Origin of the sequence: Streptomyces sp. NPDC052236, assembly GCF_044548015.1 — a bacterium.
In the GTDB taxonomy this organism is placed as follows: Bacteria; Actinomycetota; Actinomycetes; order Streptomycetales; family Streptomycetaceae; genus Streptomyces.
Genome location: NZ_JBIUBL010000004.1, coordinates 245805 through 262480, shown reverse-complemented (window position 1 = coordinate 262480; position 16676 = coordinate 245805). Strand labels below are relative to the sequence as shown.

Here is a 16676-nt window from a genome sequence, read left to right as displayed (position 1 = left end):
TCACTCACCCTCACTCACCTCACTCACCCTCGCGACGGCGCGTGCGCCAGCTGCGTCATGGCACGAGAAGTCGCCAGTACGGAGGCGAACGCGGCCACCAGAGTGGGGTGGTACACGGCGTCGAACACCTCGTCCGGCGAGCCCGTCTCCATCGTCTCCCGGAAGGGCATCGCACCGTCGGGCTGCTGCGCGGCGGCGAAGCCTTCCCAGACCTCCTCGTCCAGGGTCGGGCGGGGCAGGCACGCGTCGACGGCGAGGAGTTCCCCGATCAGGTCCCAGCGCCGCAGGTCCAGCCAGTCGTCCAGCCAGACCGGCAGCCACGTGGCGAGATAGTCGGCGATACGGGGCGGCAGGCCCTCGGGCTTCTCACCCCAGTCGGTGAGGTAGAAGACGGCGTGGGTGACGGCGTAGCTGATGTGCCCGTCGGCCGTCCACGGCTCCGGTGTACGCGCCAGCCAGGTCCGGCTGAGGGCGTCTTCGACCGGGATGGTGGGCGGCAGCCCGAAACGGCGTTCGAACGTGGCGAGGCCCAGACGGCGGGCGGGCACCACCTCCAGCGCCGCCCAGCTGTGCAGCCGGTGGTTGAGCCGGGCCGCCCGCTCGATTTCGGGCTGGCTGTATCCGAGTTCCTTGAACGGTACATAAACCTCGAAGGGGATCGGGGAGATGGGCTCGATCCGCTGGCCGCGCACCAGCATCCGGCCGCCGTCGAGCGTCCCGCGCCAGATGTGGTCGAGCAACTGGCGGGCCAGTTCGGCCTGGCGGGAGCCCGCCACGCCTTCGCGGAACAACACCTTGCAGATCAGAGCCAGTTCCCCGATCGGCTTGAAGCGGTCCAGGAAACCCACCTCCGGGTCGACGTCCGGCTCCAGCCGGAATCCGTCGCGGTGCGCGTGCAGCCACTCGACGGCACGCACGCCGACGGTGTGGATGAGGTGAGTGCTGGTCATGGTTCCTGCGCTCCTCGCCCTTTTCGGCTCATGGTCTCGCCAAGGCGAGAAAGAGTCAGCACGGCGGCGAAGACGGCCACCAGCGTGGAGTGATAGCAGGTGAGGAAGGTATGGGGGTACGTCTTTCCCCGCCGTCCCGGGCCCACCTCGACCAGGGCGCCGGACGCGTCCTGCGCCCCTGCCAGCGCGCCCCACGCCTCCTCGACGAGCGAGCGGGACGGTGGTCGCGGCAGACTCGCCGCGACCGCCAGCAGTTCACAGCTCAAGTCCCACTGCTCGTCCTCCAGGCAGGTGTCGAGCCAGGGCGGCAGCCAGGCCGCCAGGTAGGCCGCGACTGGGGGCGGTACGTGTCGTACGGTGTGGCCCCAGTCGGTGACATGGAAAATGACGTGCGTGAGCGCGTAACCGGCGGGCCCCTCGAACATCCATGGCTCGGGAAGAGCCCCGAGCCATGTGCGCCGCAGCGCCGCGCCACACTCACCGTGGAGCGGAAAACCACTGCGCCGTTCGGAGTTGAGCACGCTGAGACGGCGGTTGGGTTCCTGCTCCGTCATCTGCCAGCCGCGCGTACGTACCACCGGTGCGGCGGCCTTCTCGTACCCGGTGTGCCGCAGACCGGCCGAGGCGAAGGCCGCGTATACCTCCAGCGGGTACGTCGCGAACGGTTCGAGCCTGTGCAGTTCGAGGAAGAGCGAGCCTTGCCCGGTCTGCCGCCATGCGAATGTCAGCAGGTCGGAGGCGATCCGGTGGAGCGGGTCACCGGGGTTGGTGTGACGGCGGACCGCTACGCAGAGTTGGGCCAGCTCACCGAGCGGCTTCCACGAACGGTTCACGTCCCCCTCGGCTTCGAGCGCGTCATCACCGAGCCGGAAACCGTCCCGGTTGTCGGACAGCCAGCGCAGCGCCGCCCCACCGACTCGCCGAATGGAGAGTTCTGTCGTATGGGCGCGGACCGCGGCAGCGGTACCCGAAGCGCTGGTTGAGCCGCCCGTACCGGCGCTCATGCCAGCGCTCCGGCGCCTGCGGTACCCGCGGTACCCGCGGTATCCGTCATGAACCGCAGTGTCTGGGCGGCGTGCAGTTGCAGCGCCACGCGGGGGTCGTCGCCGCCCATCTGGGCCACGAACTCCAGGCCCGTGTCCAGGCCGAGCGTCTCCGGCACCCCGTCGAGCACCATGAGCCAGCGGCCCGCCCCGGCCGCCTGAAGCCAGTCACGGCGACGCACCGCCCGTACGAACCCCCGGGCGACGTCGACCGGGCGCTGCTTCGCCAGCCGGGCCACCGCGCAGTCCGTGCCGGGCACGGCGAGCGCGGCCAGGAGGGCGAGCTGGTGTGTGAAGGACTGCCAGGTAGCGCCTTCCAGCCCTCGGGCGTCCGGTTCAGTGCCGCCTGCGGGCGCGCCGTCCAGCGGCGCACCCGACGCGCCCAGCCGCAGGAGCGTCCGGCGCATCGCCCAATGACTCCAGGCCGACGCCATGGACGCGGGCGACCCTCCGGCTCCAGGCGGGAAAACCAGGACCGCCCGCTGGAACAGGGCCAGATCCGCAGGGTCAGGAGGCCGACGGAACAGAATACTTGGCAGCAGGGCGTCGGCTCCCAGTACTCGCACGGCGGCGAGAGCGAGCTCGTCGGCTCCCGTGGTTCCGACGCCCCGGACCGCTCCGGGGTGGTCTCCGCTCCGCAGAGCGGAGACCACCTCCGAAGCGAGATCCTGCACCGCACCCGTCAAGCGGGTGGAAGTGCTTGATTGCTCCATTCAACTCTCCATCGTTCTGCGTCGCTGCTCTGTCGGCTCGGTCAGCCCTTCTTGGGCCGAGGCGTCGGCGGCGACAGCAGGAGGCCGATCTTGCCGCCCTCCAGCGCCAGCGCTGCGCACTCACGCGTGTCGCGGTAGAAACCTTCGGCTTCAACTGGATTGAGAGCAGCCTCAATGTCGGTGCCCAGCACTTCCGCGAAGTCCCGGACCTCCGGTTCGGTGGTAGCCATATCGCATCCCCTTATGGGAGAAATGTGCAGTTCCACTTCCAGTTGAACGCAGATCGGCGTGCGTCGCAAAGGGACTCCTGGTCCTAGGTCTACAGGCCGAGGCGACAGGGACTGGTGCGCCGCTAACGTGCCTGCCATGACGGATTCGGAGCCGGCGCGAGGCCGGGAACAGCGCAGGCAGGACGTACTGACGCGGCTGAAGCAGGACACCGACGCCTGGATTGCCACCGCTTCGGCGGACGGTGAACCCTGCCTCGTACCACTGTCGTTCGTATGGGACCGGGACACGGTCCTGATGTGCACGCGGCGTACGAACCCGACCGCGCGGAACCTGACGAGGCGCGGGCAGGCCGTCGTTACCGTGGGACACACCAGGGACGTGGTCCTCATCGAGGGAACCGGCGAGGTGGTGGAGGGGGCCGAGCTGGCAACGGAGTCGGCCGACGCCTTCTCGGCGAAACTGGGCTGGGATCCACGGGACCGGGGAGCTTGGGTCTATCTCCGGGTCACCCCGCAGGTGGTGAAGGCGTGGCGCGAGCAGAACGAGCTGGCCGAGCGGGAGTTGATGCGGCACGGCGAGTGGCTCGTCTGACCTCAGACCGAACTCCCCGACGCCATAGAGCACAAGGCGCATGCGGAAGAGGAAGCTGAACCAGCTCAACAGTGCCGAAGGCGCGAACAGCACCGCCCGCATTGCCTGGTTGCGGAACACCCGCCACAAGCCCGCCCTACCTGACCCCGCCTCCGCGTGACGGCCCTCTCCGGAGAACGGCGGGTCCCTGCCCCTCGGCACCGCCCGCAGGCCCCGGTCGCCTCCGCCCGTCACCGCGATCGCCCCGTCCACGTCTGTACGCAGCACCACCGCTCCTCCGGCACGCAGCGCGCCGACGGTACGGGGCGAGGGATGGCCGTAGAGGTTGCCCCGGCCGCAGGAGATCAGCGCCAGCCGCGGGCGCGCACCGCGCAGCAGCCCGGGGTGCTGATGGGCGGAGCCGTGATGGGCGACCTTGAGGACATCGATCGGCGGGAGCGCCGGGTGGGCCCGCAAGAGGCCTCGCTGGCCCGGTGGTTCGAGGTCACCGAGGAGCAACAACGTCGGGCCGCCCGCGATCCGTACAAGCAGCGTGACACTCGCGTCATTGGGGCCTTCCGGAACGGGGATCGCGCCTGAGGCGGGAGCGAGGCCCGGGGCTGGGGCGGGGGCGGTCATCGAGCCCGGGGCGGGGGCGGCCTGCGGCCAGAGGACCTGCCAGTCGAGCCGCCCGACTCTGCGCCGCTCCCCCGGGCCCGCATGGATCAGGGCTACCCCGGCCGCGGCTGTCGTTCTCCGTACGAAGCCGCTCTGGTCCCGCGGTTGGTCGAACGTCGTCGTCTCGACCGCGCCCACCGCCCTGCCCCGCAGCACCCCGGGCAGTCCCCGAACGTGATCGGCATGGAAGTGCGTCAGCAGGACCAGCGGAATCCTGGTGATGCCCAGGTCATGCAGGCAGCGGTCGGCGAGTTGAGGGTCGGGGCCCGCGTCCACGACCACGGCCGCTCCGTCGCCCGCGGCGAGCACTGCCGTGTCTCCCTGCCCCACGTCACACAGCGCGAAGTTCCAGTCCGGAGGCGGCCAGCCGGTGATGACCCTGGTGAGCGGGGCCGGACGCAGAACAGTGAGCAGGAGCAGCAGCGCGCAGCCGAGGGCCGCCCAAGGATGGCGCGGCAGTCGGCGGGCGAGCAGCACGACCAGGACCGTGACGGCGGCGAGCAGCAGCCCGCCGGTCCAGCCGCCCGGCCAGCCCGTCTCCGCCCCGGGCAGCGCCGCCCCGGTGCGGGCGACGGAGGCGATCCACCCGGTGGGCCAGCCCGCGCAGTGCGCCAGCAGCTCGGCGACCGGCATCGCCATGGGGGCCGCGGCGAGCGTGGCGAAGCCGAGAATCGTGGCCGGGGCGATCGCGAGTTCGGCGACGAGATTGCAGGGGATCGCCACCAGGCTGACCCTCGCCGCGAAGATCGCCACCACGGGCGCGCACACGGCCTGCGCCGCGGCTGCCGCGGCCAGCGCTTCGGCGAGCCGGGGCGGCACCCGTCTCCGTTGCAGCGCCGCGCTCCAGGTCGGCCCGATGGTGAGCAGGGAGCCGGTGGCCAGAACGGAAAGCAGAAAGCCGTAACTGCGGGCGAGCCAGGGGTCGTACAGCACGAGCAGCAGTACGGCGGCGGCCAGGGCGGGGATGAGCGACCTGCGGCGCCCGGTGGCGATGGCGAGCAAGGTGACGAGCCCGCACGCGGCGGCCCGCAGCACGCTCGGGTCCGGTCGGCACACAACCACAAAGGCGAGGGTGAGCGCCCCGCCGATGAGCGCGGTCGCTCGCAGCGAGATGCCCAAGCGGGGTGCGAGGCCGCGCCGTTCGGCCAGTAGCGCTGTGCCGGGCGGCCCGATCAGCAGAACGAGTACCACCGCCAGGTTGCTTCCGGACACAGCGAGCAAGTGTGTGAGGTCCGTCGCCTCGAAGGCCTCGTGGAGCTCGGCCGGAATCCGGGAGGTATCGCCGATGACCAGCCCGGGAAGTAGGGCACGCGCGTCCGGAGGGAGCCCGCCCGTCGCCTCCCGCAGTCCCGCACGCAGCCCGCCGGCTGTGCGCTGAAGGGCGGTTGGCGGACTAATGATCCGCGGCGGTTCGCCCCCTTTGACCCTCAGCACGGCGGCGAACCGGTCGTCCGCGTGCAGCGGGGGCGCCAGCCGTCCGGCGACGCTCAGCCGGGTGGAGGGCAGCAGCCGCTGCCACCGCGCGGCGGATGCACCGGACCCACCAGGTTCGGCGGAGCCGCCGGTCGGCACGATCACCAGGACCGGCGTCCGGATCACGGTGACCGCGCCGCCCCGGGCTGTCACCCTGGTCGCCTCCGCGTCCAGTACGACTGATCCCGCCGCCATATGGTCGCCACGGACCCGGGGCCGGGCCGGTCTCGGATCGGAGGTGAGCGTCACTTCGGCGGTGATGTGCGCGTACTGGTCTGCCAGAGCGGGGAGCGGTCCCCGGCGCAGATCCGCGCCATGCAGCCCGGCCGAAGCCGCGCCCGCGGCTGCGCTCAACAGCATCGCCGCGACGGCGGTGCTGTTGAGCCGCCACCGCCACCGTCCCCATCCCCGACTCCGACTCCGACTCCGACTCCGACTCCGACTCCGACGATCGTGGGTGGCGCACACTGCCCGCAGACACAGCGACAACCCCGCCACGACGACACAGGCCGTCACCGCCACGACCGTCCACCACCCGCGCGCGCCCACCGCCAGAGCCGCCGCGGCCCACGCAGCCAGAGCCGACGGCACCAGGCGCAGGTCGGCCGGTCCCTCCTGACGCGGGTCCGAGGCTCCGAGGCGGTGGCCCGACGCGGCGTGAACTCCCGGGCGCGTCATGGCCGTACAAGGGATTGAAGGTCCGCGAACCGGCGGTCACCGATCCCATTGACCTCGCGGAGTTCGTCGACGGACCGGAAGCCACCGTGCTGGGTGCGGTAGTCGACGATGTGCTGGGCCAGCACGGGACCGACGCCCGGCAGGGTGTCGAGCTGCTCCACGGTGGCGGAGTTGAGATTCACCGGTCCTGCGGCCTGCGCACCGCCCATGCCCGATCCGGTCGCGGCCCGACCTGGCGGCGCGGGTCCGCCCACGAGCACCTGCTCGCCGTCCGTGAGCACCCGCGCCCGGTTGAGCCCGGTCAGGTCCGTACCGGCCCTGACGCCCCCGGCGGCCCGCAGCGCGTCGGCGACCCGCGAACCGGACGGCAGCCGGTGCACCCCCGGCCGCCGCACCTTGCCGCTCACGTCTACGACGATCCGCCCACCGGGCCCGGCGTCGGACAGCGGTGGCCTCGGCGAAGGCCTCGGCTCCGGCGTGGCCGCGACCTGCTTGACCAGCTCCGGAGCGCGTACGGTCTGCGGTCGCCCCGCCCAGAAGTGCTGGGCCGCGAAGACCGCGGCGACGACGAGAACGACGGCGAGCGCGGCGAGGGTCCTCGGCTCCAGCCCGCATCTGAGCTGCAACCACAGCGGCAGCCGTTCCCGCACCGCAAGCCCCGCTCGACGCCCGACGCCCGTATCGCCCGTATCGCCCGTATCGCCCGTATCGCCCGGCACCGGATCGGCCACTGCGACAGCACGATCGCCTGCCTCGGCACGAGAGCGCCCAACAGCCGCGTCGAGCGCAGAGCAGCCCGCCGTACGCGGCACACCCTCGAACAGGGCATCCGCCCTGCGGCGCAGCGCTGTGGTCGATGCGGCGGACACGCGCCCGGCGCGCAATCGCCCGGGACCGCGTAAGCCTCGGCCCGGGCCTGCCCCCGGGCGTGAGCGTGAGCGTAATCCTGGACCTGGACCTGGACCTGGACCTGATCGTGAGCCGCGCCCATGACGGGCGCGGCTGTCCGAGGCCGGGGCGCGGGCCGGGCCACTGGTTGCGGAGCGTGATCGGAGAGTCATGCCACAAGACGGTAGGCACTACCGGCCGACCCCGCTGAGCAGGCCGAATTTCCGTGGACAACCGACCCGTTGTGGACAACTCGCTCACCCCGAAGAGTGAGAACGCCCCTCAGCGCGGCGAGACCACTGCCCCCAGCAGCCCCGGCCCCGTATGCGCCCCGATCACCGCGCCCACCTCGCTGACATGCAGATCGGCCAGGCCGACGAGCCGTTCCCGCAGCCGCTCCGACAGCGCGGCGGCCCGTTCCGGCGCGGCCAGATGGTGCACCGCGATGTCCACCCGGCTCGTACCCGCCCGGTCGACGACGATCTCCTCCAGCCGGGCAATCGCCTTCGATGCCGTACGCACCTTTTCCAGCAGCTCGATCCGGCCGCCGTCCAGCTGCAGCAGCGGCTTCACCGCGAGCGCCGAGCCGAGCAGCGCCTGCGCGGCCCCTATCCGGCCGCCACGGCGCAGGTAGTCCAGGGTGTCGACATAGAAATACGCGGCCGTGCCCGCGGCCCGCTTCTCCGCGGCGGCCACCACCTCGTCCAGCGTGCCGTCCGCCTCCGCCGCCTCCGCGGCGGCCAGCGCGCAGAATCCCAGGGCCATCGCGACCATCCCGGTGTCCACCACCCGGACGGGCACGGGGGCGTCCTTGGCGGCCAGCACCGCGGCGTCGTACGTTCCCGAGAACTCCCGCGACAAATGCAGCGACACGATTCCGGTCGCGCCCTCTTCCGCGCGCCGCCGGTATACCTCCGCGAACACCTCCGGGCTGGGCCGGGACGTGGTCACCGGGCGCCGTTTCTGCAGGGCCAGTGCCAGCGAGCGGGCCGAGATCTCGGTGCCCTCCTCAAAGGCCTGATCACCGAGTACGACGGTCAGCGGTACCGCGACGATGGCGTGCCGCTCCATCGCCGGCGGCGGCAGGTAGGCCGTTGAATCGGTGACGATCGCGACATGGCGGGACATGAGCGGGAGGTTACCCGCCGGGGCTGCCGCGCGGCAGCTCGGCCCCTCGTGAACGATCGCGTCGCCTCCGCCACTCGATCAGTCCGTCGGGATCAGTTCGTCGTCTCCGGGCGGGCACTCTTCTGCCATGGGTAAGTGGTCTGCTTCCGCGGGTCACGTGCCGTAATCCCCTGCGGGCCCGCCTTGGGCTCCCTCTCCGGCTCCCTCTCCGGCTCCGGCTGCTGCGCCGTCGCACGCTCCGACCCCGCTTCCGGCCAGTAGCTCGGCTCCGTCACACCCGCAGGACCGTTCACCGACCCGTCCACCGACCCGTCCACTGCCGACCAGTGCCGCAACGCCCCCGCCTCCACGTCGATCTGCGCGCTCAGCGCGTCCAGATCGTCGTCCGCGAACTTCCGCGCCCGGTCCCGCGCCGCCCACCGCAGGGACTCCGCGGAGTGCGTGATCCGCTCCGTACGCTCACGCAGCCCGGGCAGCAGCGAGGCCACCGTCGCCCGGTCCGGCTCGCGCTCCAGCCGCTTGAGCTCATCGTCCAGCTCGTGTCCATGCGCGCTCAGCCGCCGGAAAAGAGCCATCGACTCGGACAGCGAGGCATCCTCCGCCACGCCCGCGTCCAGCGCGTCCTGCGTCGCCCTCATCGACGTACGCAGCGTCAGCCGCAGTTGCGCCAGCTCGCCGACCACCCCGACCTGCCCAAAGCTCTTCGCGCGCAGCGTGCTGTCCTCCACGGTGCGGCGCGCCTGCGTGACCGTACGCTCCACCCCGCGCTTCGCCGCCTTGACCACCTTCACGGTGACAAATACACCCAATGCCACAAAGGTGACAAAAATGAGCGCCAGGATGAGAATCGCGGCTTCCATGAGCGCCCTCCGGCGTTGATTGTGTCCTTCCACCGTAAACGGCACGGGCGGGTTGGGGGTTCCGCAGGAACCCCCAACCCGCCCGTAGGGGAAACCCCTGTGAGCCCTACGCAGTCCTACGCGACGCTACGCAGTCCTACGCGGGAACGATGTTGACCAGCTTCGGCGCCCGCACGATCACCTTGCGGATCCCCGCGTCGCCCAGCGCCGCGACCACCGCCGCGTCGCCCAGCGCCAGCGCCTCCAGCTCCCCGTCCGAGATCGACGGGGACACCTCCAGCCGCGCCTTCACCTTGCCCTTGATCTGCACCACGCACGTCACGGACTCGTCCACGACGTACGCCGGATCGGCGACCGGGAAGTCCTGGTACACCACCGAGTCACTGTGCCCCAGCTTGCGCCACAGCTCCTCCGCGATGTGCGGGGCCAGCGGCGCGATCAGCGCCACCAGCCGCTCCGCCACGCTCCGCGACAGTGGGCCGCCCGCCTTGGTCAGATGGTTATTCAGCTCGGTGATCTTGGCGATGGCGGTGTTGAAACGCAGCGCCGCCAGGTCCTGTCCGGCGCCTTCGATCGTCTTGTGCAGGGCGCGCAGCGTCGCCTCGTCCGCCTCGGTGTCGACAACCGTGACCTCGCCGGTCGCCTCGTCGACGACATTGCGCCACAGCCGCTGCAGCAGCCGGTACTGACCGACGACGGCCCGCGTGTCCCACGGCCGGGACACATCCAGCGGCCCCATCGCCATCTCGTACAGACGCAGCGTGTCCGCGCCGTACTCGGCGCAGATCTCGTCCGGAGTGACGGCGTTCTTCAGAGACTTGCCCATTTTGCCCAGCTCGCGCTTGACGGGCTCGCCCTCGAAGTAGAACTTCCCGTCCCGCTCCTCGACCTCGGTGGCCGTCACCGGGAAGCCCCGGCTGTCCCGGTAGACGTACGCCTGGATCATGCCCTGGTTGTACAGCTTGTGGAACGGCTCGACCGAGGAGATGTGCCCCAGGTCGTACAGCACCTTGGACCAGAAACGGGCGTACAGCAGATGCAGTACGGCGTGTTCGGCGCCGCCCACGTACAGATCGACGCCGCCGTGCGGCTGCCCCTCCCGCGGCCCCATCCAGTACTGCTCGATCGCCGGGTCGACCAGCTTCTCACTGTTGCGCGGGTCCAGATAGCGCAGCTCGTACCAGCACGAACCCGCCCAGTTCGGCATGGTGTTGGTCTCCCGGCGGTAGCGCTTGACGCCATCACCCAGGTCCAGCTCCACATTGACCCAGTCCTCGTTGCGCGACAGGGGCGTCTCCGGCTTCGTGTCCGCGTCGTCCGGGGCGAATGTCCGTGGCGAGTAGTCGTCGACCTCCGGCAGCTCCAGCGGCAGCATCGACTCGGGCAGCGCGTGCGCGATGCCCTCCTCGTCGTAGACGATCGGGAATGGCTCGCCCCAGTAGCGCTGCCGGCTGAACAGCCAGTCACGCAGCCGGAAGTTGATCGTGCTCTCGCCGATGCCGCGCGCGGTCAGCCATTCGGCGATCTTGGTCTTGGCCTCGTCGACGCCCAGGCCGTTCAGGGAGATCTCGTCGTTGGCGGAATTGATCGCCGGGCCCTGCCCGGTGAAGGCCTCGCCCTCCCAGCCGTCCGGCGGCTGGACGGTACGGATGATCGGCAGGCCGAACGCCTCGGCGAACTCCCAGTCCCGCTGGTCCTGGCCCGGGACAGCCATGATGGCGCCGGTGCCGTACCCCATCAGGACATAGTCGGCGACGAAGACCGGGATCTCCTCGCCGGTGACCGGGTTCAGGGCGTAGGCGCCGGTGAAGACGCCCGTCTTGTCCTTGTGCTCGGTCTGCCGCTCGACGTCGCTCTTCGTCTGGGCCTGCTTACGGTACGCGGCGACGGCCCCGGCCGGAGAGGCGGCGCCGCCGGTCCAGGCCTCCGGGACGCCCTGCGGCCACTGGTCCGGGACGATGGAGTCGATCAGGCCGTGTTCGGGAGCCAGCACCATGTAGGTGGCGCCGAACAGCGTGTCGGGGCGAGTGGTGAAGACCGTGACCTGCGCGCCGTCGTGGCCGCCGACGGGGAAGTGGACGCGCGCGCCCTCGGAGCGGCCGATCCAGTTGCGCTGCTGCAGCTTGATGGCCTCGGGCCAGTCCAGGGCGTCCAGGTCGTCCAGCAGCCGGTCCGCGTAGGCGGTGATGCGCATGTTCCACTGGCGCAGCTTCGCCTTGAAGACGGGGAAGTTGCCGCGCTCGGAGCGCCCGTCCGAGGTGACCTCTTCATTCGCCAGTACGGTGCCCAGCCCGGGGCACCAGTTGACGGGCGCGTCGGAAGCGTACGCCAGCCGGTAGCCGCCCAGCACATCGGCGCGCTCGGCGGCGTTCAGCTCGCTCCACGCGCGCGTGGAGGACAGGGAGGACGTGCCGGACGTGGCGGACGGGATGCGCTCGCCGCTCTCGAACTGGGCCACCAGTTCGTCGATCGGACGGGCCTTGCCGGCGTCCTCGTCGTACCAGGAGTTGAAGATCTGCAGGAAGATCCACTGCGTCCACTTGTAGTACTCCGGGTCGATCGTCGCGACCGACCGGCGCTTGTCGTGGCCCAGGCCCAGGCGTCGCAGCTGGACCTTCATGTTCTCCATGGCGGCCTCGGTGGACGCCCTGGGGTGCGTGCCCGTGGCGACCGCGTGCTGCTCCGCGGGCAGGCCGAAGGCGTCGAAGCCCAGCGTGTGCAGGACGTTGTGCCCGGTCATCCGCTGGTGACGGGCGTAGACGTCGGTGGCGATATAGCCCAGCGGGTGGCCGACGTGCAGACCCGCACCCGAGGGGTACGGGAACATGTCCATGATGAACTTCTTGGGCTTGGCGGCCAGCTCCGAGTCACCCGCCAGGTCGCCGCTCGGGTTGGGTGTCTCGTAGGTGCCCTCGGCGTCCCAGAAGTCCTGCCAGCGTGCCTCGATGTCGGCGGCCATGGCAGCCGTATAGCGGTGCGGAGCTGCCACCTCGGCAGCAGAATTCGTCTCGCTCATGATCCTTAAGGCTCCATCAATCGTCTCTGCCGGCGGTCTGGGCTGTGACCCAACGAAAAAACCCCTCGCACAGGAGGGGCCGCCGCGCCGATTCCGACCGGGCATCTCACCGGTCAGGACTGATCAGCGCGGCTCGCTAAGCAGAAGGCGTACGGCACGCATGGCGTCAGGGTACCGCAGTGAGCGAACCGGGCGCATAGGGGAAATTCCGCAAGGCTCACAGGGGGCATCGGCGGGTCCTCGGCGGGGCCTCGGCAGATACGCAGTGGGTCCTCAGCGAGGTCACGGCGCGCCCGCGGCAAGCTCTCGGCGGGCTCGCGAACCAGCCCGCGGCAGACCCTCAAACCAGCTCGCGAACCTGCGTCGGCCGACACCGGCCGACGCATCGAAGGCGCTTTGGGCACCCCTGAGCATGCGCCCGGCGCACGCCCCCCTTCGCATGGACACGTGTCTCTGACCACTCGAATTACTCCGCGTATCGCCCCTATCCGGGGCAACCCCAGAGTCAGTTACGTGTGGTGCGCCTCTCTAAACGTGCAAACGTCGTACTGCCCGGTATGGGGCGACCTAGCATGCCTGAACGGGACCGCCCTTCCCGCACCATTCGGAGTCGCCCCATGAAGCCTTCCCGCAAGAGCCGTTCGTCGCCCGCCCCGGGCCCCGGACTGAGCCGCCCTGTCCAAGGCGGCATAACCGTCGCGGCGTTGATACTTCTGCCCGTGATCGCCGTCGGCGGGAGCGACAGCTTTCAAGCCGCGCTCGACTTCACCGCCGGAGTCCTGTCACTGCTGTGCCTGACCTCATCCGTGGCGTGGGGTCTGATCGCCACCGACCGGCTGCTGCTCTCCACGCGCCACCGCCTCATCGCGCAGGCCATCCACCGGACCACCGCGATCTCCTCGCTCGCCTTCCTGCTGCTGCACATCACCGTGAAGGTCGCGCTGGGACATGTGGCGCTGATCGGCGCCCTTGTTCCCTTCGGACTCGGCGTCACCGGTACGGCCGGACTGATCGGCTTCGGCTCGCTGGCCGGCTTCCTCATGATCACCGCCGCGACCACCGGAGTCCTGCGCAGCGCTCTGGCGGGCAACATCCGCACGGCAAACCGCTGGCGGCCACTGCACATGCTGGCCTACCCGGCCTGGTGCTTCGCCCTGATGCACGGTCTGTACACCGGCCGGCCCGCCGCGGCCTGGGTGACAACGATGTACTCCCTTTCCCTCGTCGGTGTCGCCGCCATCGTGTCGATACGGCTGATGCCGCGCCCGGTGCAGCGGAAGATCGCCGACAAGATCACTTCGTTGACCCGTTCGGGTGCCGGTTCCGGCAGGTCAGCGACGGAGGAGGAGCTGCGGCGCAGTTTCGCCGAAGGCGCGTCCGACCCCGTGGGCGCGTCCGCCCCGGCCGGTCCGAACGACCTGAACGGCCGAGGCAGGATGAACGGCATCCCGTCACAGCGCCTGTACGAGCAGGACTTCCAGCGCCTCGACCAGTCCCGCCCCGACCAGTCGCCCTTCGACCAGTCGATTCTCGACCAGCCGCGCGCGCAGCCCCGGCGGCTCGCGGCCCCCTCCCCGCAGCTGTACGAGGTGCCGCTGCAGCCGGAGCCCGAGCCGACCGTGAGCGCCGGTCCGGGCCCCGGGATCGCCGCCGCCTACCGTGCGGTCTCCCTCGCCGCCGAGACCGCCCCGCTCGCCGAGCGGGTGCCGATGACCGAGGAACTGCCCATCATCTCGGAGACGGGCCCCCCGCCGGACGGCATGTGGCCGACGCCCTCACCGCCGCGGCCCGCCCAGGCGGTCCCGTCCGCGGTCCCCGCCGCGCCCGTCCCTCCTCCGTACGACCCTGCGGCGGCGTACGAGCCTCCCCCGGCGTACGAGCCGCCTCCCTCGTACGACGCCCCGCCCGCGCCCGCGTATGACACCCCGTCCATGTACAGTTCCTCACCCGCGTACGAGCCGCCCTCGCCCGCGTTCGACCCCTCGTTCGATCCCCTGGACCCGCTGGACACATCCGCCTCGTACAGCGCACCAGCGTCGTACGACACCCCGTCCGCCTACAACCCCGCCACGCCGTACGAAGCGACATCCCCCCCGTACGCCGGCGGCACCGCCGAGGCGTACGACGAGACAGCGATGATGCCCGGGCCTCTCTTCCCGCCCCCGGCCGGGGAACCCTGGCACGCGCCCGCAGGAGACCGACCGTGAACACCGAACTCCCCGATGTCCCTGAGGTCCGTGTCGTCGGCCTTCCCCAGCTGACACAGGGGTTCGATCTTGTCGAGCGCCTGGATCTCTCCATGCATCTCAAGGTGCACGGCCCGCTCGAACCGATGAGTGGCGAGCGGCTCGCCCAGCTCGCCGACGACATATCCCTGACCGGTCGCGGCGGCGCGGGCTTCCCCTTCGGGAAGAAGCTCCGCGCCGTCGCCAAGTCCTCGATCAAGCGCGGGGTCCGGCCAGTCGTCGTGGTCAACGGCAGTGAGGGCGAGCCCGCCTGCCGCAAGGACACCGTGATGCTCAACCGCGCACCGCATCTGATCCTCGACGGCGCCCTGATCGCCGCTGAGGCGCTCGGCGCCCGCACTCTCGTCATCGCCGTCACCCGTAACTCCACGGAGATCTCCATCCGCGCCGCGCTCGCCGAGCGCGGGCTCTCCGACCGGCGCGGGCAGCAGCTGCGCGCGCGGGTGGTCCGTACCCCCGAGCGCATGGTCTCCGGGGAGGCATCCTCGGTCATCCGCGCGATAAACGGCGGCCCGGCCCTGCCGCCCGGCCGCCGTGAGCGCGCCGCCGAGTCCGGCGTCGGCGGCGCACCGACCCTGCTGTCCAACGCGGAGACGTACGCGCAGCTCGCCATCGGCGCGCGCATCGGCTCGCGCCGCTACAACCACACCGGCCTGGACACCGAGCCGGGCACGGTCATGCTGACGATCTCCGGGGCGGTCGCGCGCCCGATGGTCGTCGAGGTCCCCACGGGCGTGCCGCTGCGGTACGTACTGCAGATGGCGGGCGCTCCGCCGCTGCCCCAGGGCGTGCTGACCGGCGGCTACCACGGCAACTGGATCAACTCGGTCGCCGTCAACGACTCCGTCATCTCCAAGGCCTCCCTGGCGTCCGTGGGCGGCGCGCTCGGTGCGGGCGCGATTCTGCCGATCGGCCCCGACACCTGTCCGCTGGGTGAGGCGATGGCCGTGGCCAATTGGCTCGCCGCCGAGACCGCCGGCCAGTGCGGCCCCTGCAAGCTCGGGCTGCCCGCCGCGGCCCGTGGCCTGTCCGACGTGATCAACGGTGGCGGCCCGGCCGCCCTGGAGGCGCTGCGCGAGGTGACCCAGGCCGTGAAGGGCCGGGGCGCGTGCAAACACCCCGACGGCTCCGCGCGCTTCTTCGCGTCGACCCTGTCCGCCTTTACGGACGACCTCGCCGCCCATGTGCTCGGCGGCGGCTGCGGACGCGAGACGATCGGCGTGCTGCCGCTGCCCGGGCCCGGCTACCAGGACGTTGTGGAGTCGATGCCGAGCGGCGAGAAGGTCGCCGTGGACTGGACGCTCTGCCAGGGCCACGGGCTCTGCGCGGACATCATCCCCGAACTGATCCGCCTCGGCCCCGACGGCTTCCCCGCGGTGGCGGACGCGACCGTTCCGATGCACCTGCGGGCGAACGCACAGCGGGCCGTACGCCGCTGTCCCGCGCTGGCCCTCCGTATCGAGCAGGCCCCGGCCACCAGGGCGCCCGCGCCCACCAGTCGCCCGGCTCTGCCCAGCGCCAGCCGCAAGGCCCTTGGCAGCGGCCGTAGCTGACGGGCAGACACGGGCACACAGAAGCGGGCCATCCGGTTCGGATGGCCCGCTTCTGTATGTATCGATGAGTATGTACTGATGAGTGGAGCTAAGGAGAATTGAACTCCTGACCTCCTGCATGCCATGCAGGCGCTCTACCAACTGAGCTATAGCCCCGTACGAGGTGTCACCTTGATGTCACCGGAGTCGCCTTGCTTCGTGGTTTCCCCCGCGGCGACGTCGACAACATTACACGCTCCTGCTGGTGCAGCACCAAATCGTTTCGCCGGGACGTGAGGCGTGACGCCGCGGCTCACGCCGTCGCGAACGAGTAGAACCGCTTGAGAGTGCAGTGCTCGTCAAGGAGACGGCCATAGATGGGCTCCCCTTCGAGTTCCCGGTAGGTCTCGATGGGGTCGCCTTTTATGATCAGCGCCCGTGCGCACTCCTCGCACCAGTACTGGTATTCAGGATTGACCGGATCCATGTCCCGGACGATCGGCGTACCACTGCCGCACCAGTCGCATTTCCGCCTGTGTGCACCCATCACTCAGCTCCAGCTGTGGCCGCAGGCCCCGCACACGTAGGAAACCCCGCCACTGCCGCCGAGGACCTGGGCGACATGCGCAGAATCGCAGGACGGGCAGCCGAGACGAGCACGAGCCTCCGC

Annotated in this window: 12 protein-coding genes, 1 tRNA gene and 1 pseudogene; 3 read left to right on the top strand and 11 right to left on the bottom strand. The window is 70.6% G+C overall.

Features of this window, described 5'->3' with window-relative positions; genetic code table 11:
* Window positions 1-23 precede the first annotated feature (23 nt).
* Genes ACIHCQ_RS09920 through ACIHCQ_RS09905 form a run of 4 tightly spaced genes read right to left on the bottom strand, consistent with a single transcriptional unit; the run spans window position 24 to window position 2936 of the window.
* Window positions 24-950 (bottom strand): DUF6895 family protein, encoded by a 927-nt coding sequence (locus ACIHCQ_RS09920; protein ID WP_399659705.1) that lies wholly within the window; start codon window positions 948-950, stop codon window positions 24-26.
* Entirely contained in the window at window positions 947-1954 is a 1008-nt protein-coding gene (locus ACIHCQ_RS09915; protein ID WP_399659702.1) for a DUF6895 family protein, read from the bottom strand. The genes ACIHCQ_RS09920 and ACIHCQ_RS09915 overlap by 4 nt, the downstream gene beginning before the upstream one ends.
* Window positions 1951-2706 (bottom strand): hypothetical protein, encoded by a 756-nt coding sequence (locus tag ACIHCQ_RS09910; RefSeq protein ID WP_399659699.1) that lies wholly within the window; start codon window positions 2704-2706, stop codon window positions 1951-1953. The genes ACIHCQ_RS09915 and ACIHCQ_RS09910 overlap by 4 nt, the downstream gene beginning before the upstream one ends.
* A gap of 41 nt (window positions 2707-2747) precedes the next feature.
* Entirely contained in the window at window positions 2748-2936 is a 189-nt protein-coding gene (locus ACIHCQ_RS09905; protein ID WP_399659697.1) for a hypothetical protein, read from the bottom strand.
* Window positions 2937-3072: 136 nt separating this feature from the next.
* Here ACIHCQ_RS09905 and ACIHCQ_RS09900 point away from each other — a divergent pair, with 136 nt between their 5' ends.
* On the top strand, window positions 3073-3528 hold the full coding sequence (locus tag ACIHCQ_RS09900) for a pyridoxamine 5'-phosphate oxidase family protein (protein WP_399660037.1): 456 nt from the start codon (window positions 3073-3075) through the stop codon (window positions 3526-3528).
* A 192-nt stretch (window positions 3529-3720) separates the two neighbouring features.
* On the opposite strand, the pseudogene ACIHCQ_RS09895 reads toward ACIHCQ_RS09900, so the two are convergent.
* From ACIHCQ_RS09895 to leuS, 5 genes and pseudogenes are all read right to left on the bottom strand, one after another.
* Window positions 3721-6336: pseudogene (locus tag ACIHCQ_RS09895) on the bottom strand (ComEC/Rec2 family competence protein); the annotation flags it as partial.
* Complete coding sequence (locus tag ACIHCQ_RS09890) at window positions 6333-7397, bottom strand: helix-hairpin-helix domain-containing protein (RefSeq protein WP_399659694.1); 1065 nt, start codon at window positions 7395-7397, stop codon at window positions 6333-6335. The gene ACIHCQ_RS09890 and the pseudogene ACIHCQ_RS09895, both read right to left, overlap by 4 nt.
* A gap of 109 nt (window positions 7398-7506) precedes the next feature.
* Complete coding sequence (locus tag ACIHCQ_RS09885; protein ID WP_399659692.1) at window positions 7507-8352, bottom strand: DegV family protein; 846 nt, start codon at window positions 8350-8352, stop codon at window positions 7507-7509.
* A 92-nt stretch (window positions 8353-8444) separates the two neighbouring features.
* Window positions 8445-9212, bottom strand: coding sequence for a hypothetical protein (locus ACIHCQ_RS09880; RefSeq protein WP_399659689.1), 768 nt, complete (start codon window positions 9210-9212; stop codon window positions 8445-8447).
* A 136-nt stretch (window positions 9213-9348) separates the two neighbouring features.
* Window positions 9349-12228 carry a leucine--tRNA ligase gene (leuS, locus tag ACIHCQ_RS09875; RefSeq protein ID WP_399659687.1) on the bottom strand — a complete coding sequence of 960 codons (2880 nt, stop codon included), beginning with the start codon at window positions 12226-12228 and terminating at the stop codon, window positions 9349-9351.
* A gap of 704 nt (window positions 12229-12932) precedes the next feature.
* Between leuS and ACIHCQ_RS09870 the strand changes: the two genes are divergently transcribed.
* Complete coding sequence (locus tag ACIHCQ_RS09870; protein WP_399659683.1) at window positions 12933-14435, top strand: hypothetical protein; 1503 nt, start codon at window positions 12933-12935, stop codon at window positions 14433-14435.
* Window positions 14432-16027, top strand: coding sequence for a ferredoxin (locus tag ACIHCQ_RS09865; protein ID WP_399659681.1), 1596 nt, complete (start codon window positions 14432-14434; stop codon window positions 16025-16027). Before ACIHCQ_RS09870 ends, ACIHCQ_RS09865 begins: the two co-directional genes overlap by 4 nt.
* Before the next feature lie 83 nt (window positions 16028-16110).
* Here ACIHCQ_RS09865 and ACIHCQ_RS09860 read toward each other — a convergent pair.
* Window positions 16111-16183, bottom strand: a tRNA-Ala gene (locus ACIHCQ_RS09860).
* 136 nt (window positions 16184-16319) lie between these two features.
* The gene (locus ACIHCQ_RS09855; protein ID WP_026277450.1) at window positions 16320-16553 is read right to left on the bottom strand and encodes a hypothetical protein; all 234 of its coding nucleotides are present in this window, start codon (window positions 16551-16553) and stop codon (window positions 16320-16322) included.
* Window positions 16554-16676 lie beyond the last annotated feature (123 nt).